This window comes from Mycobacterium sp. smrl_JER01 (assembly GCF_048513595.2).
In the GTDB taxonomy this organism is placed as follows: domain Bacteria; phylum Actinomycetota; class Actinomycetes; order Mycobacteriales; family Mycobacteriaceae; genus Mycobacterium.
Window position 1 is genome coordinate 2420194 of record NZ_JBLXXK020000001.1, and the last position, 21967, is coordinate 2442160.

Annotated in this window: 22 protein-coding genes; 18 read left to right on the forward strand and 4 right to left on the reverse strand. The window is 68.2% G+C overall.

Annotated elements, in window-relative coordinates:
* Nucleotides 1-147: 147 nt before the first annotated feature.
* Entirely contained in the window at nt 148-909 is a 762-nt protein-coding gene (locus tag ACNUDN_RS11460) for a GntR family transcriptional regulator (RefSeq protein ID WP_419122048.1), read from the forward strand.
* Nucleotides 906-1373, forward strand: coding sequence for a RidA family protein (locus ACNUDN_RS11465; RefSeq protein ID WP_419122049.1), 468 nt, complete (start codon nt 906-908; stop codon nt 1371-1373). Before ACNUDN_RS11460 ends, ACNUDN_RS11465 begins: the two co-directional genes overlap by 4 nt.
* On the opposite strand, the gene ACNUDN_RS11470 is transcribed toward ACNUDN_RS11465, so the two are convergent.
* On the reverse strand, nt 1351-1959 hold the full coding sequence (locus ACNUDN_RS11470; RefSeq protein WP_419122050.1) for an SRPBCC family protein: 609 nt from the start codon (nt 1957-1959) through the stop codon (nt 1351-1353). The two genes, ACNUDN_RS11465 and ACNUDN_RS11470, sit on opposite strands and share 23 nt — an antisense overlap.
* A 100-nt stretch (nt 1960-2059) precedes the next feature.
* On the opposite strand from ACNUDN_RS11470, the gene ACNUDN_RS11475 reads away from it, so the two are divergent.
* The 13 genes from ACNUDN_RS11475 to ACNUDN_RS11535 all read left to right on the forward strand — a co-directional run bounded on the left by ACNUDN_RS11475 (nt 2060) and on the right by ACNUDN_RS11535 (nt 16413).
* Nucleotides 2060-3049: an LLM class flavin-dependent oxidoreductase gene (locus ACNUDN_RS11475; protein WP_419122051.1), complete on the forward strand. Its 990-nt coding sequence runs from the start codon at nt 2060-2062 to the stop codon at nt 3047-3049.
* Nucleotides 3046-3336: a hypothetical protein gene (locus ACNUDN_RS11480; protein WP_419122052.1), complete on the forward strand. Its 291-nt coding sequence runs from the start codon at nt 3046-3048 to the stop codon at nt 3334-3336. The genes ACNUDN_RS11475 and ACNUDN_RS11480 overlap by 4 nt, the downstream gene beginning before the upstream one ends.
* 57 nt (nt 3337-3393) lie before the next feature.
* Nucleotides 3394-4395: an ABC transporter substrate-binding protein gene (locus ACNUDN_RS11485; RefSeq protein ID WP_419122053.1), complete on the forward strand. Its 1002-nt coding sequence runs from the start codon at nt 3394-3396 to the stop codon at nt 4393-4395.
* Between the two features lie 69 nt (nt 4396-4464).
* Entirely contained in the window at nt 4465-5235 is a 771-nt protein-coding gene (locus ACNUDN_RS11490; RefSeq protein WP_419122054.1) for an ABC transporter ATP-binding protein, read from the forward strand.
* Entirely contained in the window at nt 5232-6083 is an 852-nt protein-coding gene (locus tag ACNUDN_RS11495; protein ID WP_419122055.1) for an ABC transporter permease, read from the forward strand. The genes ACNUDN_RS11490 and ACNUDN_RS11495 overlap by 4 nt, the downstream gene beginning before the upstream one ends.
* Nucleotides 6080-6883, forward strand: coding sequence for an ABC transporter permease (locus ACNUDN_RS11500; RefSeq protein ID WP_419122056.1), 804 nt, complete (start codon nt 6080-6082; stop codon nt 6881-6883). Before ACNUDN_RS11495 ends, ACNUDN_RS11500 begins: the two co-directional genes overlap by 4 nt.
* Nucleotides 6880-9213 (forward strand): xanthine dehydrogenase family protein molybdopterin-binding subunit, encoded by a 2334-nt coding sequence (locus tag ACNUDN_RS11505; protein ID WP_431959880.1) that lies wholly within the window; start codon nt 6880-6882, stop codon nt 9211-9213. The genes ACNUDN_RS11500 and ACNUDN_RS11505 overlap by 4 nt, the downstream gene beginning before the upstream one ends.
* On the forward strand, nt 9210-10088 hold the full coding sequence (locus tag ACNUDN_RS11510) for an FAD binding domain-containing protein (RefSeq protein WP_419122058.1): 879 nt from the start codon (nt 9210-9212) through the stop codon (nt 10086-10088). The genes ACNUDN_RS11505 and ACNUDN_RS11510 overlap by 4 nt, the downstream gene beginning before the upstream one ends.
* Nucleotides 10078-10602: a (2Fe-2S)-binding protein gene (locus ACNUDN_RS11515; protein WP_419122059.1), complete on the forward strand. Its 525-nt coding sequence runs from the start codon at nt 10078-10080 to the stop codon at nt 10600-10602. The genes ACNUDN_RS11510 and ACNUDN_RS11515 overlap by 11 nt, the downstream gene beginning before the upstream one ends.
* Nucleotides 10589-11782: an FUSC family protein gene (locus tag ACNUDN_RS11520; protein WP_419122060.1), complete on the forward strand. Its 1194-nt coding sequence runs from the start codon at nt 10589-10591 to the stop codon at nt 11780-11782. The genes ACNUDN_RS11515 and ACNUDN_RS11520 overlap by 14 nt, the downstream gene beginning before the upstream one ends.
* The gene (locus tag ACNUDN_RS11525; protein ID WP_419122061.1) at nt 11783-13015 is read left to right on the forward strand and encodes an amidohydrolase family protein; all 1233 of its coding nucleotides are present in this window, start codon (nt 11783-11785) and stop codon (nt 13013-13015) included. It begins immediately after the preceding gene.
* Nucleotides 13016-13043: 28 nt separating this feature from the next.
* Complete coding sequence (locus ACNUDN_RS11530) at nt 13044-14237, forward strand: acyl-CoA dehydrogenase family protein (protein ID WP_419122062.1); 1194 nt, start codon at nt 13044-13046, stop codon at nt 14235-14237.
* Nucleotides 14238-14253: 16 nt separating this feature from the next.
* Nucleotides 14254-16413, forward strand: a complete 2160-nt coding sequence (locus ACNUDN_RS11535; protein WP_419122063.1) for a thiamine pyrophosphate-dependent enzyme — start codon at nt 14254-14256, stop codon at nt 16411-16413.
* On the opposite strand, the gene ACNUDN_RS11540 is transcribed toward ACNUDN_RS11535, so the two are convergent.
* A complete protein-coding gene (locus ACNUDN_RS11540) occupies nt 16399-17685 on the reverse strand; it encodes a ribonuclease D (protein ID WP_419122064.1) in 1287 nt (428 codons plus the stop codon). The two genes, ACNUDN_RS11535 and ACNUDN_RS11540, sit on opposite strands and share 15 nt — an antisense overlap.
* A gap of 4 nt (nt 17686-17689) precedes the next feature.
* Entirely contained in the window at nt 17690-18271 is a 582-nt protein-coding gene (locus ACNUDN_RS11545) for a DUF3000 domain-containing protein (RefSeq protein ID WP_419122065.1), read from the reverse strand.
* An 85-nt stretch (nt 18272-18356) separates the two neighbouring features.
* Between ACNUDN_RS11545 and hemE the strand changes: the two genes are divergently transcribed.
* From hemE to hemQ, 3 genes are read left to right on the forward strand one after another with little or no spacing between them, the layout of a single operon-like run.
* Complete coding sequence (hemE, locus tag ACNUDN_RS11550) at nt 18357-19421, forward strand: uroporphyrinogen decarboxylase (RefSeq protein ID WP_419122066.1); 1065 nt, start codon at nt 18357-18359, stop codon at nt 19419-19421.
* Nucleotides 19418-20794, forward strand: a complete 1377-nt coding sequence (locus ACNUDN_RS11555; protein ID WP_419122067.1) for a protoporphyrinogen oxidase — start codon at nt 19418-19420, stop codon at nt 20792-20794. The genes hemE and ACNUDN_RS11555 overlap by 4 nt, the downstream gene beginning before the upstream one ends.
* Nucleotides 20795-20833: 39 nt before the next feature.
* On the forward strand, nt 20834-21538 hold the full coding sequence (gene hemQ / locus ACNUDN_RS11560; RefSeq protein ID WP_419122068.1) for a hydrogen peroxide-dependent heme synthase: 705 nt from the start codon (nt 20834-20836) through the stop codon (nt 21536-21538).
* A 12-nt stretch (nt 21539-21550) separates the two neighbouring features.
* Here the strand turns inward: hemQ and msrB are convergent, their stop codons facing one another.
* Nucleotides 21551-21961, reverse strand: coding sequence for a peptide-methionine (R)-S-oxide reductase MsrB (gene msrB / locus ACNUDN_RS11565; RefSeq protein WP_419122069.1), 411 nt, complete (start codon nt 21959-21961; stop codon nt 21551-21553).
* Between the last annotated feature and the right edge of the window lie 6 nt (nt 21962-21967).

Here is a 21967-nt window from a genome sequence, read left to right on the forward strand (position 1 = left end):
GGCCTGTTGTGTCTGCCTTACCGTCCTGCTGGACGTGTTCGTGTTCGAGGCCGCGGGGGTTCGACGAGCCGGACACGGCGGACGAAGTTTGACTCGTCGCCGCGGTGATCGCATAGTGTATCCAATATCAGCGGAAAGCGAGAGCCGATGCCACCACGCGCTGCCACAAAACGTTCGGGTCCGGTCAACGGCGAACGCACGGTCACCGACACCGCGGCAGGGGATGCGGCCCGAGGCCGCCGGTCGGACTTCGTCCGCCCCAAAACCGCTCAGCAGGCCGTCGCCGAGGCCTTGCGGCACGACATCACCACCGGGAAGCTGGCGCCTGGTAGCTGGATCGTCCAGGAGGCCGTCGCCGAACAGTTCGGGATGTCGAGGATTCCGATCCGGGAAGCGTTGAAGACCCTGGAGGCCGAGGAGTACATCACCTACGTGCCGCACAGCGGCTACCGCGTGACCAAGCTCAGCCTGGACGACCTGCTCGAGGTGTTCACCCTGCGCGCCATCCTCGAAGAGGCGCTCATCCGGGATGCGATGCCGCGCGTCACCGATGCCATCGTCGACGAAATGCGCTCGTGCAATGCGCAAATGGATGCCGCGCTGGCCGAGGGCGACCTGATCGCCGTCGGTGTGTTCAACCGCCAGTTCCATTTTCTGACGTTCCATGCCAGTGGTATGGCGCGCACCAAGCGCATCGTGACACAGCTGTGGAACACTGCCGACGCGTATCGGCCGATGTATTCGCCACTGCTCGACATGGGAAAGGTGTGCCACGAGCATGTCGCGATGATCGAGGCGATGGCCGCCCGCGATGTCGAGCAGCTGGTGGCGCTCAACCACGAGCACCGCTCGCACGCGATCGAACCCATTCACCAGATCTTCGCCGCGGAGACGGCAGCCGCGGAATGACGGCCGCCGAGCGGCTCCGCGAGGTCGGGATGGCGGTTCCCGACCCACCCCCGCCCAAAGGTGCCTACTTCCCGACCCGTCGCAGCGGTGATCAGCTTTGGGTGTCGGGGGCGACGGCCCGCAGAGATGGGGTGCCGGCGCAGCGCGGGATCGTCGGAGACAGCGTGAGTCTCGACGCTGCCTGCGGTCAGGCCGAGCTGGCGGCGCTGAATCTGCTGGCAGCCGTGGACGCCGCGGCCGGCCTCGAGGCGGTGACCGCGGTGATACAGCTGCGCGGCTTCGTGCGTGCCATCCCGGAGTTCGATGCACATCCCACGGTGATCGACGCGGCTTCGCGGGTGCTGCTGACCGCGTTCGGCGCTGAGGTCGGTGCTCACGCGCGGACCGCCATCGGGGTGGCTTCGCTGCCCGGTGGCGCCTGCGTGGAACTCGATCTCCTGGTCAGCGTCGCGGCAAGGCGGTGAGCCGTCGCAGCCAGTGGCCCATGGCCAATCCGAGTGCTAGGCCGGCGAATCCGTTGGCAACCAATGTCATCCACTCCGGGGCTGAGGCCGTCGGCTGCGCCGGAGCAGTGATCTGGGGTGATGGCGAGGTTGCCTGAGGTACCTCGCCGGCGATGACCGCGTCCAGCCGGTCCACGAACTGCCCGATGATGCGGTTGCTCACCGGGACGATCGCACCTTTGCCGAATTGAGCGATGCGCCCGCTGAGTTCGAGGTCGGTGCGCACGACGACGGTGGAGCGTCCGAAGTCGTCGTGGGCTGTCAGCCGCACGGTGGCGGCTGTGGACCCGTTGCCCTTGCGGTCGCTGGCCGCACCGTGCACCACCATCTCCCTGGCGGTGTCATCCTTGGACACCAGAGTTGCCTTGCCCGCCAACGTCATCGCGATCGGTCCTACCTTCACGACGACGTGCGCGTGGTAGTCGGCGCCCTCGTGCCGAATCAGCTCGGCGCCGGGAACACATTCGACGACGGTGGGAATGTCGGTCAGGACTGCCCAGGTGGCGTCCAGCGACGCGTCGACGGTGAACTCGTTGACGAGTTGCATTCGCTGCCTCCGGTTGTAGTTCGGACCACACCACCTTAGGATTGGATACGATATACATCAATCCCTGACAGGCCCCGAGGAGGCGTACCGGATGCTGAGCATGGGTGTAGGACTGTTTCCGACCGAACCGACTGCGGCGATGTGTTCCTATGTCCGACTCTGCGAAGACCTCGGGTACGACCATGTGTGGTTCGGTGATTCGCAGAACATCTGGCGCGAGTCGTCAACGGTGATGGGCGCCGCCGCCGTCGGCACCGAGCGGATCGTGTTCGGCACCGGCGTGACCAATGCGGTCACCAGGCACCCGTCGCTGCTGGCCTCGACCTGGGCGACGCTGGCCGAGTTCACCGGCGGCCGGGTAGCGCTGGGCATCGGAACCGGTGACTCGTCGCTGCGCACCATGGGTCTCAAACCGCTCAAGCTCGCCGAACTGGAGAGGTCGATATCTGATCTGCGGGCGTTGTTCCGCGGCGAGAAGGTCGCCGAGACCACCAGCGGTGCCGAGTATCACCTCAACTACCTCAGCGCACCGGTGGACATTCCGATCTACATCGCTGCCTCGGCGCCCAAGATTCTGGAGATGTCCGGCCGTATCGCCGACGGCGTCATCGTATTGGTCGGTACCGCACCGGAGTTCATCGAAGGGGCGCTGCGGACCATCGAGCGTGGCGCCATACAGAGCGGTCGTTCACTCGACGATCTGCACATCGTGCTGTGGACGCCGACTGCCATCGGAGCCGACAGCACCGAGGCGCGCGATCTGGTGCGTGCGCACGTGTCCAGGGTTGCGATCCGCCCGCTGCCTGCCAAGGTCGACCCGTCGCTGGAGAAGGCGATCGATCGGATACGGGAGCAGTACAACTACTACGAGCACATGAACCCCGAGGCGGCACATGCCGATTTGGTGCCCGACGAACTCGTCGACCTGTTTGCGCTCGCCGGCACCAAGACCGAATGCGCACAGCGGCTCAAGGAGATCGAGTCGCTCGGCGTCGACCAGGTGTCGATCGTGCCGTTCGTTCGGCCCGGGCAGAGTCGCGAGGGCACCATCCGGGCCTTCGCCGACATCGTCAGCGGTCGCCTGGCATGACCGGTTCGGGTGCCGGCGAGGTGCGCGCCTACCCGGCGCCGGGCAGCGCCGTGCCGGGGGCGCCACCGCCGCTCAAGCGGGCACTGACCCCGTCGGACGGGGTCGTCGAAGCTCCGCCTTCGTCGGCGAATTCAGTGAAAGATACTGCGGTGCAATGTGTTACTGCCGATTACAGGGTCGGCGACGGGCCCCGGTTGGCCGCGGCTGCCGCGATGCTGGGGATGGCGCTCGGGCTCGAACTCGCCGCGCTGCGTCGGCGACCGCGGCGTCGACAAATGTTGACGTAGATCACAGCCGTTCGTATAGTGTATCCAATATTCATCGACCCTCCGGAGGCTTCTCGGATGTCACGGTTCCCCAAGGTCATCGGCGCTCTCGCCGCCGCGTCCGCCCTTCTCGTCGGCCTCACCGCCTGCGCCGACGAATCGGCCGGGCCCTCCGCCGCCGAAGGAGGGACAGGAACCGACACGCTGAGCATCTCGGCGACCGGCGTGGACAGCCTGCCCTTCATGGCGATCCTGCAGGCGGGTATCGACAAGGGCTGGTTCGAGGAGGAGGGTCTCAAGGTCGACCTGTTCTCCGGTGGTGGTGGCGGCAACACCTTGCGAATCGTCACCAGTGGAGACGCCGACATGGCGATCGCCGGTAACACCTCGGTGCTTCTCGCCGCACAGCAACCGAATTCGAACCTCACCGTGGTCGCCCCGTGGTTCCAGGTCAACGACTTCTCCTGGATCGGCCCGCCGGGACGCAGCATCGAGAACGCCGTCCTCGGATTCAGTTCGGCCGGCTCGTCCACCGAGCTGCTGGTCAAGGGTCTCGAACGCGAGTTGGGGCAGGGGGTGCGAACCCAAGCGGTCGGCCAGATGGGTGACAACTGGACCGCCGCCAAGGCCAACCAGATCACCGCGGGATGGGCGATGCAACCGTTCATCGCCGAGAAGCAGGCCACCGAGAACGCCGAGATCCTGGTGGACTCGCGTGATGTCCTCGGCGATCTGCCGGCCGACCTGGTAGCGGTCAACACCGAGTACGCCGAAGCCAATCCGGAAAACGTCCGGACGTTCTTCAAGGTGGCCGACCGCCTCAACGAGTGGGTCGTGTCCAACCCCGACGAGGCCGGAGCCGAGATCGGGCCGCTGGTCGGCGTGGCGCCCGAGGTCATGCAGGCCGCGTTGCGCAACAATCCCGATCTGGCCAAGGCCTACTCGCTCAAGGTCGACCCGGAGGGTTTGGAGAACCTGTCCGAGCTGATGGTCGCCGCCGGGCAGATCGACGAACCGGTCGACTGGGCCACCGTGCTCGATCAGCAGTATCTGCCCGAGGACGACCGGGCCACCTTCTGACCTGCGGTCGCCCCGCAACCGACCGAACGAAAGGGCAGCGTGAGTTCTTCAGGGATCGAAATAGCAGGTGTGTCAGTAATTTTCGACACTGCCGCCCGTCGCGTCACAGCGGTCACCGACATTGACCAGAACGTTCCGCATTCGAGCTTCGTCTCGATCGTCGGGCCCAGCGGGTGCGGTAAGTCGACCCTGCTCGCGGTGGTTGCGGGGTTGCAGAAGGCCACCACCGGCACGGTCAGCGTCGCGGGACGTCCGGTGACCGGACCGGATCCCAAGATCGGCGTGGTCTTCCAGGAGGACTCCACGCTGCCGTGGCGCACCGTGGAGGAGAACGTCAGCTTCGCCATGGAGATGATCGGCACCGCCAAGGATTCTCGCCGTAAGCGAGCCAGGGAAGCCATCGACCTCGTCGGTCTGACCGGCTTCGAGAAGTCGTATCCGTCACAGCTTTCCGGGGGTATGCGGCAGCGCGTCGCGCTGGCGCGCACGCTGGCGGTGCAACCGGAGGTGGTGTTGATGGATGAGCCCTTCGCCGCTCTCGATCAGCAGACCCGGCTGTTCCTGGGTGCCGAAGTGCGCCAGATCTGGGCCCGCACCAAACAGACGATCATGTTCGTCACCCACGACATCTCTGAGGCGATCCTGCTCTCCCAGCAGGTCTGGGTGATGTCCTACCGGCCCGGAACCATCATCGACGTCGTCGACATCGATCTTCCGGGGGAGCGGGATGCCGGCGTGGTGTCCACTCCGCGTTTCAACGAGTTGCACAACCGGATCTGGGGATCGCTGCAGGCCGAGTCGATGCGCGGCTTCCGCCAGCAGGAGACAGCGGCAACGTGAGCACCTCGTTTGCCGCCACCGATGACCTGCCGGCCGAGACCGCCCCGCCGCACGGAGGTGCGGGTGAGAGCCCTCGCCGTCGACGCCGGTTCGGCTCGCTCGCCTACAGTGCCGGGTCCACTGTTGCGTTGCTGGTGCTGTTCACCGGCTTCGCCGAACTCGGCTCCCGGGCAGGCTGGTGGAACGACCACGTGCTACCCGCGCCGTCGGTGGTCCTGGCCGAACTGAGTCAGCTGCTCACCGAACCGCAGTTCTGGCTCGATGCCCAGCGCACCGGCATCGAGGTCACGGTGTCGATCCTGTTCGGCTGTCTGCTGGGGTTCGCCGCCGGGCTGCTGTTCTGGAAAGTCCCGCTGCTGGGCCGGGTGTTCGAGCCGTATCTGGTGTCGTTCTACGCCGTGCCGCTGGTGCTGTTCTATCCGGTGATGATCGTGCTGGTGGGCATCAACGCGATGTCGGTGATCATCCTCGCCACCGTCATGGCGGCCATCCCGATGGCGCTCAACACCGCTGTCGGCCTCAACCAGATGCCCCCGGTCTATCTGAAACTGGCCCGGTCACTGAAAGCGTCGCCGCGGCAGACACTGTTCGCCATCGCCATCCCGGCGGCCGGACCGTTCATTGTCGCCGGCCTGCGGTTGGCCGTGGTGTACGCGCTGATCGGCACCATCGCCATGGAGTTCACCACCGCCCAGGCCGGTCTCGGCTACCGCATTCGCTACCTCTACGAAATCTTCGACAACATCGCGATGTTTGCCTACATCGTGGTCGTGCTTGTGCTGTCGTGCCTGCTCACCGCGGCGCTGGCGGCCGTCGAGCGAGTTCTGCTGCGGGGGAGGAACCTGTGACCACAACCGTGTCCACGCCTCAAGGGACCGCCGCCGGAACCGAACCCGTGACCCCTCGGCGGTTCTCCTGGCGATCCGTGCTCGCCAGCCAATTGGTGGGCGCGAGCCTGCTGGCCGTCGTGGTGGTCGTCGCCTGGGAAGTGGTGTCCGGACTGACATTCGTGATCCCGTCGCCCGCACAGACCCTCACTGTGCTGTTCGCGAATCTTTCGGACCCTGCCTACCTTTTCGACCTTCGGGTCACGGCGCAATCGGTGCTGATGGCGTTCGTCATCGGCACGGCAGTCGGGGGCAGCATCGGCCTGCTGCTCGGCCTCTTCCAGACGCTGCGCACGTTGTTCGAGCCGCTGATCATCGCGCTCAACGGTATCCCGAAAATCGTGCTGTACCCGGTACTGCTGCCGATCTTCAGCCTGTCCGGCTCCAAGGTCGTCATGGGAGTGCTGTTCGCGCTCTTCCCGGTGCTGATCAACGTGTCGACCGGGGTCCAGGAGATCCCGAAGGTGTACTGGAAGCTGGCCCGCTCGGTGCGCGCCAACGCATGGCAAACGTTGACGCACATCATCTTTCCGGCCATCCGGCGGCCGCTGCTGACCGGCATCCGGCTGGCCGTCAGTCTGGCCGTCGTCGGCGTCGTGCTCTCGGAGTTTTTCGCCACCCGCCGCGGTCTGGGGCGGGTGGTGCTGCAGGCCTACAGCCACGGCGACTATTCGTCCATGGTGGCGACCATCATGTTGCTGATCACCATCTCGTTCGGCATCTCGATTGCTCTGTGGCAATGGGAGAAGCGGCTACATTGAGTTTCGATGCGAGGCCTGCGGGTGCTGACGGCAGGTGGGTCGGCAGCTCGGTGCGGCGCCGCGAGGACGACCGGATGCTCGGCGGCAACGGGCGTTTCCTCGCCGACCATGCGGCCGGCGCCAAACACGTGGTGTTCATCCGGTCCACGCAGGCGCACGCCAGGATCACCGGTATCGACACCTCGACGGCTGCGCAGATGCCGGGAGTGTCGGGGGTCTTCACCGCCGCGGATCTGGGTCTGGCCGACACCCCGATCCCGTCGTTGACGACGCCGGATCCGGATTTCACCGCGGCCACCGCTCTGGTGCTGGCCGATCAACGCCTGCCGATCCTCGCCTCCGATCGCACGTATTTCGTGGGCCAGCCGATCGCCCTGGTGGTCGCCGACGACCGCTATCTCGCCGAAGACGCCGCGGAGACCGTCGTGGTGTCCTACCGATCGTTGCCTGCGGTGGTCGATGCTGATGCCGCACTGGACGCCTCGGCGCCCGTGTTGTTCGACCATCTGGATCACAACGAGGCGGCGCGGCTGGAATACGAGTTCGGTTCTGCGCAAGCCGCTTTCGCCGGAGCCGCACATGTCGTCGAAGACGTTTACCGGATGGAGCGGCACGGTGCGGTGCCACTGGAGTGCCGCGGGGTGCTCGCCGAGTTCTGCGCCCCCCTCGATCGGGTCGAGCTGCATACCTCCACCCAGATTCCGCACATGGTGCGCAACGCGATCTGCTCGGTGACCGGATGGTCGCGGGCGCAGGTGAAAGTCAGTGTGCCCGATGTCGGCGGCGGGTTCGGCACCAAGGCCAACGTCTACGCCGAGGAGATCGTGCTGGCAGTGTTGGCCCGGCACCTGCGGCGCCGGGTGATCTGGGTCGAGGACCGCCAGGAACACCTCGTCTCCAGCGCGCAGGCCAGAGACCAGACCCACCGGGCCCGGCTGGCGGTCGACGCCGAAGGCCGAATCCTGGCCTGGGACGTCGACTTCGTGGTCGACATCGGCGCCGGAAGCCTGTGGGTAGCCGGCATCGTCGCCAACACCGCGGTGCACCTGATGGGTCCGTACCGGATTCCGGCGGTCCACGTGCGCGGCCGCGCCGCGCTGACCAACAAGACCCTCGTCGCGCAGTATCGGGGGGCGGGCAGACCCGAGGCGACATTCTCGCTGGAGCGAAGCCTCGACGCCGCCGCGGCGGTGGTCGGCATCTCGAGCGCCGAGATCCGCAGGCGTAACCTGCTGACCGCCGCAGACATGCCCTACCGGCGTCCCATCCCGTATCGCGACGGTGTGCCGATCGCCTACGACGGCGGCGACTATCTCGCCTGCCTGGAGTCGGCGTTGACTGCGCTGCCGCCGTCGGAGGTGGCCGCATGCGCCGAGCAGCACCCCGAACACCGTATCGGGTACGGACTGTCGTCCTATCTGGAGGCGACCGGTCGTGGGCCGCACGAGACCGCGCGGGTACGAGTCCTGCCCGACGGCCGGTTCGAGGTGACTGCGGGCGCGGCCTCGGCAGGACAGGGTCACGAGACGGTGTTCGCCCAGGTGGCCGCCGATGCGCTGGAAGTGCCGCTGGCGCAGGTGTGTTACGTCCCGTCTGACACCGAGCGGTTGCCCGAAGGTATCGGGACCTTTGCCAGCCGGTCGGCCGTCCTCGCCGGGTCGGCGGTGCATCAGGCCTGTCGGGATCTGATCGAACTGGCTGCGGTCCGTGCCGCAGATCTGCTGGGTGCGCACCGCGTCGACTACGCAGTCGGACGGTTCACCGCGGACGGGGCGGCCATCGGCTGGGACGAACTGGCCGCGGCCGGACGGGTCGGGGGCGCCGACGAAGGTGGCGCCGCCTTGGACGTGACGAGCGTCTACCGAGTCGACACGGTGACCTGGACGATGGGGGTACACGCGGTGATCGTCGGTGTGCACCGCCGGACCGGCATCGTGAAAGTGTTGCGCTACGCGGTCTCCCATGAAGGCGGGCGCGAGATCAACCCCCGCATCGTCGAGGGGCAGATCGTCGGCGGTGTGGCTCAGGGTATCGGCGGAGCGTTGTTCGAGGCGTGGCGCTACTCGCCGACCGGGGAACCCTCGTCCACGACCTTCGCGGCCTATCACCTGCCGCTGACCACCGATGTGCCCGGCGTCGTGGTCCGCCACCTGCACGTCGACACCCCGGTCAATCCGATCGGAGTGCGCGGCGCGGGGGAGAGCGGAACCATCGCGGTGTATTCGGCAATCGCCGGCGCCGTCGACGACGCGGTCGGTGGCGGTTGTCATGTGACCACCACGCCGATCGCGACCGGCGACCTGTGCCGGATGCTGGCGGGGGCAGCGTGAAACCGGCCCCGTTCATCTACCACCGGCCGGATTCGGTCGCCGAGGCGTTGAGCCTGCTGGCGCAGGACACCGATGCCAAGCTGCTGGCCGGCGGGCAGTCGCTGATGACGCTGATGAATCTGCGCCTGGCCCGGCCCTCGGCGGTCATCGACATCGGCAGGCTGACCGAACTGGGCCGGATCTTCGACGACACCGACGATCTGATTCTGGGGGCGTTGGTAACCCACCGCACCGTGGAGGTGGACCCGCTGGTCGCGGCGCGGGCGCCGCTGCTGGCCGATGCGGCCCGCTACATCGGCCATGTCGGGATCCGAAATCGCGGCACCATCGGCGGTTCGGTCGCACACGCCGATCCGGCCGCCGAGATGCCCTTGGCCACACTTGTTCTCGATGCGACATTTCACGTGGAGTCCGCTGCGTCGGGGAGGCGCGAAGTCTCGGCGGACCAGATGTTCGTATCCTTCTACACCAACGGGTTGGACCCCGGTGAGATGATCACCTGGATCTCGGTGCCGGCGCTGCAGCCCGGCCAGGGTTGGGGATTCGTCGAATATGCCCATCAGCACGGGGACTACGGTCTGGCCGGCGCCGGTTGTCTGCTCACCCTGGGCGCGGATGGGCGGATCGCCGATCTGCGCTGCGGTGTGCTCAGCGTGGCTGACCGCCCGCTGTTGTTCGCCGGCGGCGATGCGGTCGGTGAGTTCGGGTCCGAGGAGCTGTGGCGAGATCTGGCCGAGCGGTGGGCGCGCGACACCGATCCGGTCACCGAGGATCCCGATTACACCCGCCGCCTCTGCGCGGCCGCACTGGCCGAGGCGTTGGTTGCCGCGCATCGACGTGTGCTGGCGCAGGCTGGTGAGCACCATGGCGGGTGAGGCCTTCGCGCCGTTGCCGGTGTCGCTGGTCGTCAACGGCAGGCAGATCCTCCGGACGGTGTCGCCGCGACTGACGCTCGCCGACTTCCTGCGCGACGAACTCGATTTGACCGGAACACATCTGGGCTGTGAGCACGGTGTGTGCGGGGCGTGCACGGTGTTCGTCGACGGCCGCTCGGCACGTGCCTGTCTGATGCTCGCGGTACAGGCCGACGGACTACGGGTGGATACCGTCGAGGGGCTCGACCAGTTCGAGGAGGCCGCACGGCTCAAGCGGGCTTTCTGCGAGCGCGGCGGGCTACAGTGCGGGTTCTGCACCCCGGGTTTCCTGGTCACAGCCGTGGAATTACTTCGCGACCCCGACGCCGAGAAGCCCCTGACCGCCGATGCGGTGCGTGACGCGTTGTCGGGCAACATCTGCCGGTGTACCGGCTATCAGGGCATCGTCGCTGCAGTGTTGGACGCTGCCGCGCCGCCGGACCCCTCGGCCGGTGCGGACAGTGCGGACTCCTGACCGGGCGTCCGCGGTCACGCCGTCACCGGGTCTGCGTATCCGCGAGCTGTTGCGGCCGGTCGGCCGGAGCCGGTGGCCGATGGCGATGTGGTTGGCTGCCGGTCTGGGCACCATCCTCGGGGGAGCGACGGTGCTCGGGCACGCGGAACTGGGATCGGCGGTAGGACTGGGTTTCGTGCTGACCGCGGTGCCCTCGCTGCCGACGCAGTGGCGTCCGGCGTTGTCGCTGATCGCGATCCGAGCGTTGACCGTGCTTGTCGGCGCGGTGCTCGCGCTGCTGACGGCGCAGCATCAGGGCGCGCTGGCGGCGGCGAGCGTGGCGGCTGCCGTGACTGGTGCGCTGTTGGCCCGGGTCGGCCCGACCGCCGGTCTGGCGGTGGTACTGATCGCCGTCGATGTGCCTGCCGACCGCGGACTGTCGGCGCTGCTGCCCTATGTGGTCGGTGCGCTCGTCGTAGCGGTGGCGTGGGGCGGCTGGTTCGGGGGTGCGGCGGCGGTCCGGCTGCTGCGCGGTGAGCGCCCGCGACCGTCGCCGGCGCCGGAAGCCGGGCAGCGGCGCGACATCTGGCCACACGCGCTGCGGGTCGGGATCTCCGTCACCGCCGCGGTGCTGCTCGCCGGGTTGCTGCCCGACGATTTGGTGGGCGGCCACTGGTTGGTCACCAGTGTGATCCTGACTGTGCAACCCACCGTCGGCGACACCGGAATGCGACTGGCGCAACGGCTTTCCGGTAACACAGTGGGGGCGGTGATCGCCGCCGTGCTGCTCGGGGCCCACCCTTCGGTGCCCGTGGTGGCCGTCCTCACCGTGGTGCTGTTCACCCTGGCCATGGCGCTGCGGCCGGTGAACTACACCTGGTGGGCCGTGACCGGGCCGCCGGTGCTCCTGGTGATCAGTGAGTACCCGGACCTGTTCCCGTGGTACGAGGGTGGGGTGCGCCTGGCGATGAACCTGGCGGGCGCCGCGATCGTCGTCGTGGTGGTGTTCGGGGTTCCGCTGTTCAGAAGTACCTCGTTGTTCGGAAGTAACTCGCTGTTCGGAAGTACGGCGCTGTCCACAAGTACATCGCTGTCCACAAATACATCGCGGTCGAGAAGGACGTCTCGTGAGCCGGCCCCGGATACCGCCCGCACCGGAACGTCGGATAGTGTATACAAAATCCAATCAAGGAGGTTGTAGGTGGCGACCCTGCTCGTGGAGGACGTCGGACTTCTGGTGCACGGTGATTCCGCCATCGCCCCGGTGCGCGACACCACATTGCTCATCGAGGACGGCGTCATCGCCGGGATCGGCCTCAGCGCCCCCGCACCCGATCACGTGCTGTCCGCGGGTGGGTTGACCGTGATGCCAGGCCTGGTCGACGGCCACGTCCACCCGACCTTCGGGGAGTGGACACCGGCCCAGGACGCGGTCGGCTGGATTCACAACTACCTGCACGGGGGCACCACCACGATGGTGTCCGCGGGCGAACTTCACATTCCCGGACTGGCATTCGACGCGCTGACCCCCGAACTGGTGCTGAGCATCGCGATCACGTCCAAACACACCACCGGCCGGATGCGGCCGTCCGGGGTGAAGGTCAACGCCGGCACCGTGTTGCTGGTCCCGGGCATGACCGAAGAGCATTTCGACCGGGCGTACCGCGAGGGGATCGACCAGCTCAAGTTCATCTTCTACGACTGGAATCGATTGGGCGACGGTGAGGCGCAACGCTACGTCCACTGGGCACATGAGCGTGGCATGACCGTCAAACTGCACTCCGGCGGCGTCTCGCGCTCGGGGTCGAGCCGGGTCGCGGGAGCGGATGTGGTGACGGCCGTGCGGCCCGACGTGGTCGGCCACATCTCCGGCGGTCCGATACCGCCCCCGGACGCTGACATCATCGCGATCATCGACGGGTTGCCCGACACCAGCGTCGAGGTGTGCAGCTCGAACAACTACCGCGCCACGGCGGTCGTCGTCGACGAACTCGTCCGTCACCGCCGTCTGGATCGCCTCACGCTGGGGACCGACACACCGGGTGGCACCGGGGTCATCCCGCGCGGCATGCTGCGCAACATCTGTTATCTCGCCGCGGTGTGCGGCGTGGATCCGGTGGTGGCGATCGCGGCGGCCACCGGACAGACCGCGCGTGCCCACGGCCTGAACACCGGGGTGATCGCCGAGGGGATGCCCGCCGATCTGCTTGTGCTGGGTCCGATCACCGGATCGATGGCCACCGACGCGTTGGAGTCCTTCGCGCTCGGCGACCTGCCCGGTATTGCTTCGGTACTGGTGGACGGAGTCCCGTTGGTCACTCACCGCAGCGAGCAGACACCGCCGCCCAGCCGGGCGGTGCGTTGGCGAGGTACCGACAGCCGCGAACCGGCACACCCGGCACCGGTGGGCGCACACGCCTCCGGTTGCTGCTGACACCGAAATCACGACGCGAGGAGAGACCATGTCCGGCCAGCCTGCACCGCACACCGGCCCCATCACCCCTGATGTGCTGCTGCGCATCGACGATCTGCTCGACGACGAAGAACGTCAGATCCGCGACAGCGTACGGGCGTTGGTGAAGACCCGGATCGCCCCGGACATCGCCACCTGGTACGACGACGGCGACCTGCCCGTGCGCCATCTGGCGAAAGAACTGGGCGAACTCGGACTGCTGGGTATGCATCTGCACGGATATGGATGTGCGGGCACCTCGGCCGTCGCCTACGGTCTGGCCTGCCTGGAGCTGGAGGCCGGTGACTCCGGTATCCGCTCGCTGGTCAGCGTGCAGGGCTCGTTGGCGATGTTCGCGCTGCATGCCTTCGGCAGCGAGGAACAGAAGCAGCAGTGGCTGCCGGAGATGGCGGCGGGACGCGCGATCGGTTGTTTCGGGCTGACCGAACCCGATTTCGGTTCAAACCCGGCCGGGATGCGCACCCGGGCCGTACGCTCCGGCGGGGATTGGATCCTCGACGGCACCAAGATGTGGATCACCAACGGTTCGGTGGCAGATATCGCGATCGTGTGGGCGCGCACCGAGGACGGGGTGCGGGGGTTCGCCGTTCCCACCGACACTGCCGGCTTCACGGCCAACACGATCAAGGCGAAGATGTCGTTACGCGCCTCGGTGACCAGCGAGCTGGTGCTCGACGGGGTCCGTCTTCCCGACAGCGCGCGGCTGCCCGCGGCGACCAGCCTGCGTGCGCCGTTGAGCTGTCTCAACGAAGCCAGATTCGGCATCGTGTTCGGCGCTGTCGGTGCGGCCAGAGACTGCCTGGAGAGCGCCCTGAGCTATGCGCAGTCGCGTCGGCAGTTCGACCGGCCGATCGGCGGATTTCAGTTGACCCAGCAGAAGCTCGCCGACATGACGCTGGAGTACGGCAAGGCCCATCTGCTGGCCCTGCACCTCGGGCGGGCCAAGGACGCCACCGGTTTGCGCCCCGAGGAGGTCAGCCTGGGGAAGCTGAACAACGTTCGGGAGGCGCTGGCCATCGCGCGGACGGCGCGCACCATCCTGGGCGCCAGCGGAATCACCCTGGAGTATCCGGTGATGCGCCACGCCAACAATCTGGAATCGGTGCTCACCTATGAGGGCACCGGTGAGATGCATACTCTGATGATCGGGCAGGCCCTCACGGGTACCGCCGCGTTCCGCTGACCACCGGGGAGTCGCAGTGGCCGAACCTATCGACAACTACTTCAGTGCCACCGTTTCGTCGCTGGCCGCGCCGGATGTCCCCGATCCTGTTGTCCTGCAGGGCGTCTCGGCCAAGCTGTGTCTCGACGTGTTCGACGCGCAGCTGGGAAGCAGACATCTGGATCTGGCCGCGCGCCGATTGCGCGCGCAGGGCAAGGGCTTCTACACCATCGGATCGTCCGGTCACGAGAGCAACGCCGCGGTCGCGGCGGCGGTGCGGCCCACCGATCCGGCGCTGCTGCACTACCGGTCCGGTGGTTTCTATGTGGCTCGCGCCGGTCAGGTCGAGGGCAGCGACCCGCTGCGTGACGTGCTGCTCGGGGTGGTGGCGGCCACTGAGGAACCGATCTCGGGCGGACGGCACAAGGTCTTCGGTCGCCACGACCTCGCCGTGATCCCGCAGACCTCCACCATCGCGTCGCATCTGCCGCGGGCCGTCGGCGTCGCGTTCTCCATCGCCCGTGCCCGCAAGCTGGGCGTGGAATGTGCCTGGCCTGCAGATGCTTTGGCGGTATGCAGCTTCGGCGACGCCTCGGCCAACCACTCAACTGCCGTCGGCGCCGTCAACACCGCCATGCATACCGCCTATCAGGGCATGCCGATGCCGCTGCTGTTGGTCTGCGAGGACAACGGCATCGGGATCAGCGTCAAGACTCCGAGCGGCTGGATCGCCCGCACCTACGGTGCCCGCGAGGGCCTGCGCTATTTCAGCGCAGACGGATCGAACCTGCCCGAGGTGCTGACGGTGGCTTCCCGGGCCGCCGATTACGTTCGCACCCAGCGCCGGCCGGCCTTCCTGCATCTGCGCACCGTGCGACTGATGGGACATGCCGGTTCGGACTACGAGCCGGGCTACCGCAGGCCCGACGAGATCACCGGCGAGTATGACCGCGATCCTGTATTGGGCAGCGCGCGGACGCTGGTCGCGGCGGGCGTGCTCACACCGGCCCAGGTCCTCGACTGTTACGAGGCCAAGCGGGCCGAAGTGCTCTCGCTGGCAAGCCACGTCGCCGACCTGGCGCAACTCGACGATCCGGGTACGGTGATGGCGCCGTTGTGTGACGCCCTCGACGAGGCGGTCCGAGTCAGCAGCGTGGCCGCACCCGGTGAGTCGCGGCCCGGGGCTGCCGTGACGGTGGCCCAGGCGATCAACGGTGCGCTCGCGGACGTCCTGGAGGAGTATCCCGAGGCGATGGTGTTCGGCGAGGACGTCGGCCGAAAAGGCGGGGTGTACGGAGTGACCCGCGGGCTGCAGGCCAGGGCGGGAACCGCCCGCGTCTTCGACACCCTCCTCGATGAGCAGTCCATTCTCGGATTGGCGCTCGGCGCCGGCGTTTCGGGTCTGCTACCGATCCCGGAGATCCAGTACCTGGCCTATCTGCACAACGCGGCCGACCAGATCCGCGGCGAGGGCGCCACCCTGCAGTTCTTCTCCAACCGCCAGTACCGTAATCCGATGGTGGTGCGCATCGCCGGCTACGGCTATCAGAAGGGCTTCGGCGGCCACTTCCACAACGACAACTCGATCACCGCGATCCGGGATCTGCCTGGGGTGGTGCTGGCCTCGCCGTCGCGCCCCGACGACGCCGCCGCGATGATGCGTGCCTGTGTGGTGGCCGCCCGGCAGGCCGGGGTGGTGTGCCTGTTCTGCGAGCCGATCGCCCTGTACCACACGCGTGACCTCTACGACGACGGCGACGACGGCTGGCTGGCCCGCGACGAGGGGAACACGGTGCCGATCGGGCGAGCCCGCACCTACGGCGACGGTCGTGATCTGACGATAGTGACCTTCGGCAACGGTGTGCGGATGAGTCTGCGGGTCGCACGCCGATTGACCGCCCGCGGCATCGCCGTCCGCGTGGTGGACCTGCGCTGGTTGGCGCCACTTCCGTTGGCGGACATCCTCACCGAGGCGCACGTGACGGGCCGGGTGCTGGTCGTGGACGAGACGCGGCGCAGCGGTGGCGTGAGCGAGGGCGTGCTGAGCGCGTTGATCGACTCCGGCTACACCGGCGCGATGGCGCGGGTGGCCGGTGAGGACAGCTTCATCCCCCTCGGCGACGCCGCGCTGGAGGTGCTGTTGTCCGAGGAGACCGTCGAGGCGGCCGCGGTCGAACTCGTCTCAGGACGCGACTAGCGCTGTGGTCAGAGCGGGGACGGTCAACTCGCGCTGCCACCGGCGTGCAGCGGAATCGCGCAGGAATGCATCCACGGCCGCCGCGGTCGCCTCGGCGCCGTCGACGGGCTGCCAGTCCCAGCACAATCTGCGCACGATCTCCGGCGACAGCAGGTTCTCGACGGGAATCGACACCTGCTGTGCCAGCGCGGTCAGTTCGGCGCGTGCGGCCTCCAACCGCACCGCGGCCTCAGGCTTGCGGCGTGCCCATCGGGACGCCGGTGGGGGTCCGTTGGACGGCTCTTGCGCCTCCGGCGGTTCGGTGGTGCGGGCACGGGCCAGCGCGTCCAGCCACACCTGAGCGCTGCGTCTCTGCTTGGAGCCGCCGAAAACTGGTAGCGCCGTGAGCTTTTCGATCGTGTCCGGGTTGGCCGTCGCGGCACTGACGATCGCGGAGTCCGGCAGGATGCGGCCGGGTGCGATATCGCGGCGTCGTGCGATCTGGTCACGTGTGGTCCACAGTTCGCGCACGGCGGCCAGCGCCCGAGGGTCACGGATCTTGTGGATGCCCGACGTGCGCCGCCAGCGATCCCGCCGGGTCGGGGTCGCCTCCAGGGTGCGCAGATACTCGAACTCCTGCGCCGCCCAGTCCGCCTTGCCCTGCTCGTCGAGCACGCCGGCGACAGCGTCGCGCAGCTCGACGAGCACTTCGACATCCAGCGCGGCGTAGTTGAGCCAGTCATCGGGCAGGGGGCGTTTGGACCAGTCGGCCGCGCCGTGGCCCTTGGTCAGCTGCAACCCCAGCAGCCGCTGCACCATCGCGGCGAGATTGACCCGGTCGTAGTTGGCCAGCCGGCCCGCCAGCTCGGTGTCGTACAGCGACGGGGGCCGCATGCCGATCTCGGCCAGACACGGTAGGTCCTGGTCGGCGGCGTGCAGTACCCATTCCGCGTCGGACAGCACTGCGGCCACCGGGGCGAGCACCTCGAGCGGATCGCCACCGTGGCTGACCGGGTCGATCAGCACGGTGCCGGCCCCGGCGCGCCGGATCTGCACCAGGTAGGCGCGGTTGGAGTACCGGAATCCCGACGCCCGCTCGGCGTCCACGGCGAACGGGCCGGTCCCGGCGGCCAACCGGTCGGCGGCCGCCTCGATCTCATAGCGACTGATGGACACGCCGGGCACCCCGTCGCGCGGCGTCAGCAGCGGTTCGGCGTCCGGGGGCGGGGCGTCGGGTTCGGTGTCGGCGTGGTCGGCGTCCGCGGACGGGCCGATGGTCTCGGGTTCTGCCATCGGGTCAGGCGCGGCTGCGGGAACTCAGGTCGGTCACCCCGGTCGGGGGTAGACCCGCGGCGTGCTCGAGCACCTCGCAGAATGCCTGCACGTGGGGACCCAGGTCGAGATCGGTGGCGGTCCAGGACGCCCGCAGCTCGAGCTGATGGGCACGGGGCGGACCCGAGATGTCTCCGTAGCGCACCGAGGTGGTGGCCGTGACGGTGCCGCCCAGCGCGGTGACGTGCTCGTTGCGCTCGTTGAGGGCGTCGACGAGCCAACTCCACGCGACCTCGGGTAACAGCGGGTCGACGGCTTCGGTGGAGTCCAGGTCGGCTTGGATGTAGGCGACCAGACGCATGGTGCCGTCCCAGGCTTCGGCGCCCTCGGGATCGTGCAGCAGGATGAGCCGACCGAACGCGTCGCCTTCGGAGCGTTCGGGGATGATCGCGGTCTCGGCGTGCTTGACCTCCGCACCCAGCGCATAGCTGAAGGGAGCGAGGCGTTGCGGCGGTCGGATCGGGCCGAGCTCGATCTCCGGACGCACGGTGGTGGCATTCATCGCCGCCACCGCTTCACGGAATTGAGCCGGTTCGGCGGTGGTCACGGCGTTTGACGCTAGCCCATTCGAGCAGGTCTGTGCTCATGGCGCGCCGATTCGGACCGGACCCGGCATGGCAGCATGGTGGGCGATGAACACGCGCCGCGAGCTGCCCGAATCCCCGTACCTGGCCGCAGTCGCCGGTCGCAAGCCATTCCGGGTGCCGGTGTGGATGATGCGGCAGGCGGGTCGGTCGCTGCCCGAGTACCGGGCGTTGCGGGCCGAGAACACCATGATGCAGGCCTGCTTCGACGCCGACCTGATCACCGAGATCACCTTGCAGCCGGTGCGCAGACACGGCGTGGACGCCGCGATCCTGTTCTCCGACATCGTGGTGCCGCTGCGCGCGGCGGGTATCGACGTCGACATCGTTCCCGACGTCGGGCCGGTCATCGCGCACCCGATCCGCACCGCCGGCGACGTGGCCGCGGTCCGTCCGCTGGAACCCGAGCAGGTGGCCCCGGTGGCCGTCGCGGTGAGCCGACTCGTCGCGGAGTTGGGGCAGGTGCCGCTGATCGGGTTCGCCGGGGCCCCGTTCACTCTGGCGTCCTATTTGGTCGAGGGTGGCCCGAGCCGCAACCATGAGCGCACCAAGGCGATGATGCTGGGCGACACCGAGACCTGGCACGCGTTGATGTCGGCGCTGACCGACGTCACGATCGAATTTCTGCGCACGCAGGTGGAGGCGGGGGTGGATGCCATCCAGGTGTTCGACTCGTGGGCGGGAACGCTGTCTCTGGCCGACTACCGCTCCTACGTGTTGCCGCACAGTGCGCGGGTGTTCACCGCGCTGGCCGGCTACGGGGTGCCGATGACCCATTTCGGGGTGGGCACGTCGGAGCTGCTGGGTGCGATGTCGGAGGCGGTCACCGATCACGGTGTGCCCGCCGTGGTGGGTGTGGACTGGCGCACCTCGTTGATCGACGCTGCCAGGCGGGTACGGCCGGGTTGTGCCCTGCAGGGCAACCTGGACCCGGTGGTGCTGCTGGCCGGTTGGCCCGTGGTGCAGCGCGCGGTGCGGGCGGTCGTCGAGGACGGTAGGCGGGCGGTGGACGCCGGCGCGGTCGGGCACGTGTTCAACCTCGGCCACGGCGTGCTGCCCGCCACCGACCCCGCCGTGATCACCGATGCGGTGGCACTGGTGCACGAATTGTGAGCGGTGGGACTTCTCGCCGCTATTGCGTTGTCGGCGGCGGTATCTCAGGGCTGGCGGCGGCATACCGGTTACGGGTGGCAGTGGGCCCGGACGCGTCGATCACGGTGCTGGATCCCGCGGACCGGCTGGGTGGGGTGCTGCGCACCGAACGCATCGGCGGTCAACTGCTCGACGTGGGCGCCGAGGCGTTCGTCGCCCGCCGGCCCGAAGTGCCCGCGTTGCTCAACGAACTCGGTCTGGCCGGCAGACAGATCACCACCTCCGGTGCCCGGCCGCTGATCTACAGCGAAGGCCGGCTGCACCCGCTGCCCACGCACACCGTCCAGGGCATCCCTGCCCGCCCAGCGGCGCTGAGGGGTCTGGTCGACGACGCCACGATCGGCTGGATGCTCGACGAACCGCGCCGGCCGTTCTCCTGGCGCTCGGGGGCCGATCCGTCGATCGCCGATCTCGTCGGTGAGCGTTTCGGTGAGCAGGTGGTGACCCGGTCGGTCGACCCGCTGCTGGCCGGCGTGTACGCCGGTTCGGCCGCGACGATCGGGGTGCGGTCGGCGGTCCCGACGGTGGCCGCGGCGCTCGACGGCGGCGCGCGCAGCCTGACCGAGGCGGTGACCGCGGCGCTGCCTCCGCCGCAGCCCGGTTCGGTGTTCGGCGCGATCGACGGTGGTTACCAGGTGCTCGTCGACGAACTCGTGCGCCGGTCCGCACTGAGATGGGCGCAGGTCGCGGTGCGCGGTGTGAACCGGGCCGGTGCCGGGTGGGAGCTGGTCGACGACGAAGGCGCGCGCTGGCCCGCCGACGCGGTGGTGCTCGCGGTGCCCGCCCCGCGGCTGCCGGGTCTGGTCGGCGAGGTGGCACCGCGCAGTGCCGCCGCGGCGCGCAAGATCGCGGTCGCCTCGGCCGCGGTGGTCGCGCTGGCTCTGCCGGGCGGCACCCCGCTGCCCGAGCAGTCCGGGGTGCTGGTCGCGGGACCGGCGGGGCCGCTGCACACCAAGGCGGTGACGTTGTCCTCGCGTAAGTGGGGGCGGCGCGCCAACGTGGAGATGGTCCGGCTCTCCTACGGCCGTTTCGGCGACGACCTGGCGCGCAACACCGGCGACGAAGAACTGCTCACCTGGGCGGGCCGGGACCTGTCGACGCTGTTCGGTGTCACGGTCGAGCCGGTCGACTCCCGAGTCGTCCGCTGGATCGACGCGATGCCGCAGTACGGGCCCGGGCATGCCGGGCTGATCGCCGAACTGCGCGCCGGTCTGCCGGACGGACTCGCCGCCGCCGGCGGATACCTCGACGGTATCGGTGTGCCTGCGTGTGTGGCGTCCGCCGCGCGGGCCGTCGCGGCGTTGGTGGTCGGGGGAACCCCGGACCGGCGGTGACGTGCTGGGGCACAACCGGCTGCATGGCACCATGGGCGCATGGCCAAGCTCGATTACGACGAATTGAACGCGACGATCCGCTACCTGATGTTCTCGGTGTTCGCGGTGAAACCGGGCGCGCTGGACGCCGACGGTGACGGGCGTGCGCAGATCGTCGAGGAGACCGCGACGTTCCTCAAGCGACAGGAGGACGACGGGGTGGTCGTGCGGGGGCTTTACGACATCGCCGGGATGCGCGCCGACGCCGATTTCATGATGTGGACCCATGCGGCCACCGTCGAGGCCCTGCAGAAGACGTACGCGGATTTCCGGCGCACCACCACCTTGGGCCGGGCGTCGAGCCCGGTGTGGAGCAATGTGGCGTTGCACCGCCCGGCCGAGTTCAACAAGAGCCATATCCCGGCGTTCCTGGCCGGCGAGGAGCCCGGCGCCTACATCTGCGTGTATCCGTTCGTCCGCTCGCTGGAGTGGTATCTGCTACCCGATGACGAGCGCCGCCGGATGTTGGCCGAACACGGTATGGCGGCGCGCGGATACAAGGACGTGCGGGCCAACACGGTGCCGTCCTTCGCGCTGGGCGACTACGAGTGGCTGCTGGCCTTCGAAGCGCCCGAGTTGCACCGCATCGTCGACCTGATGCGCGATCTGAGGGCGACCGATGCGCGCCGCCACGTGCGGGAGGAGACGCCGTTCTTCACCGGGCCCCGGGTGTCGGTCGAGCAGTTGGTCACCGCATTGCCGTGACGCCGGCTCGGGTCAGGACTCCGACGGAACCAGTCGCAGCGAGATCGAGTTGATGCAGTAGCGCTGGTCGGTCGGGGTCGGGTACCCCTCACCTTCGAAGACGTGGCCCAGGTGGCTGTGACAGTTGGCGCACAGCACCTCGACGCGGCGCATACCCAGCGAATCGTCGGGGCGCAGGATCACCGCATCGGAATCGGCCGGGTCGAAGAAGGACGGCCATCCGCAGTGCGATTCGAATTTCTCACTGCTGCGGAACAATTCGGTCCCGCAGGCGCGGCACTGGTACACCCCTTCGGTCTTGGTGTCGGTGTACTCGCCGGTGAACGGGCGTTCGGTGCCGGCCTGTCGCAGCACCGCGAACTCCTGCGGAGTGAGCCGTTCGCGCCACTGGTCGTCGCTGAGCACCAGTTTGGGAGCTGTCATGGCTTT

What these genes read in the sequence shown, in the direction of transcription:
- ACNUDN_RS11470 (WP_419122050.1), bottom strand. Translation starts at nt 1,959, where the DNA reads ATGCAACTCGTCAACGAGTTCACCGTCGACGCGTCGCTGGACGCCACC.
- hemE (WP_419122066.1), top strand. Translation starts at nt 18,357, where the DNA reads ATGAACACGCGCCGCGAGCTGCCCGAATCCCCGTACCTGGCCGCAGTC.
- ACNUDN_RS11465 (WP_419122049.1), top strand. Translation starts at nt 906, where the DNA reads ATGACGGCCGCCGAGCGGCTCCGCGAGGTCGGGATGGCGGTTCCCGAC.
- ACNUDN_RS11530 (WP_419122062.1), top strand. Translation starts at nt 13,044, where the DNA reads ATGTCCGGCCAGCCTGCACCGCACACCGGCCCCATCACCCCTGATGTG.
- ACNUDN_RS11460 (WP_419122048.1), top strand. Translation starts at nt 148, where the DNA reads ATGCCACCACGCGCTGCCACAAAACGTTCGGGTCCGGTCAACGGCGAA.
- ACNUDN_RS11480 (WP_419122052.1), top strand. Translation starts at nt 3,046, where the DNA reads ATGACCGGTTCGGGTGCCGGCGAGGTGCGCGCCTACCCGGCGCCGGGC.
- ACNUDN_RS11485 (WP_419122053.1), top strand. Translation starts at nt 3,394, where the DNA reads ATGTCACGGTTCCCCAAGGTCATCGGCGCTCTCGCCGCCGCGTCCGCC.
- msrB (WP_419122069.1), bottom strand. Translation starts at nt 21,961, where the DNA reads ATGACAGCTCCCAAACTGGTGCTCAGCGACGACCAGTGGCGCGAACGG.
- ACNUDN_RS11540 (WP_419122064.1), bottom strand. Translation starts at nt 17,685, where the DNA reads ATGGCAGAACCCGAGACCATCGGCCCGTCCGCGGACGCCGACCACGCC.
- ACNUDN_RS11515 (WP_419122059.1), top strand. Translation starts at nt 10,078, where the DNA reads ATGGCGGGTGAGGCCTTCGCGCCGTTGCCGGTGTCGCTGGTCGTCAAC.
- hemQ (WP_419122068.1), top strand. Translation starts at nt 20,834, where the DNA reads ATGGCCAAGCTCGATTACGACGAATTGAACGCGACGATCCGCTACCTG.
- ACNUDN_RS11475 (WP_419122051.1), top strand. Translation starts at nt 2,060, where the DNA reads ATGGGTGTAGGACTGTTTCCGACCGAACCGACTGCGGCGATGTGTTCC.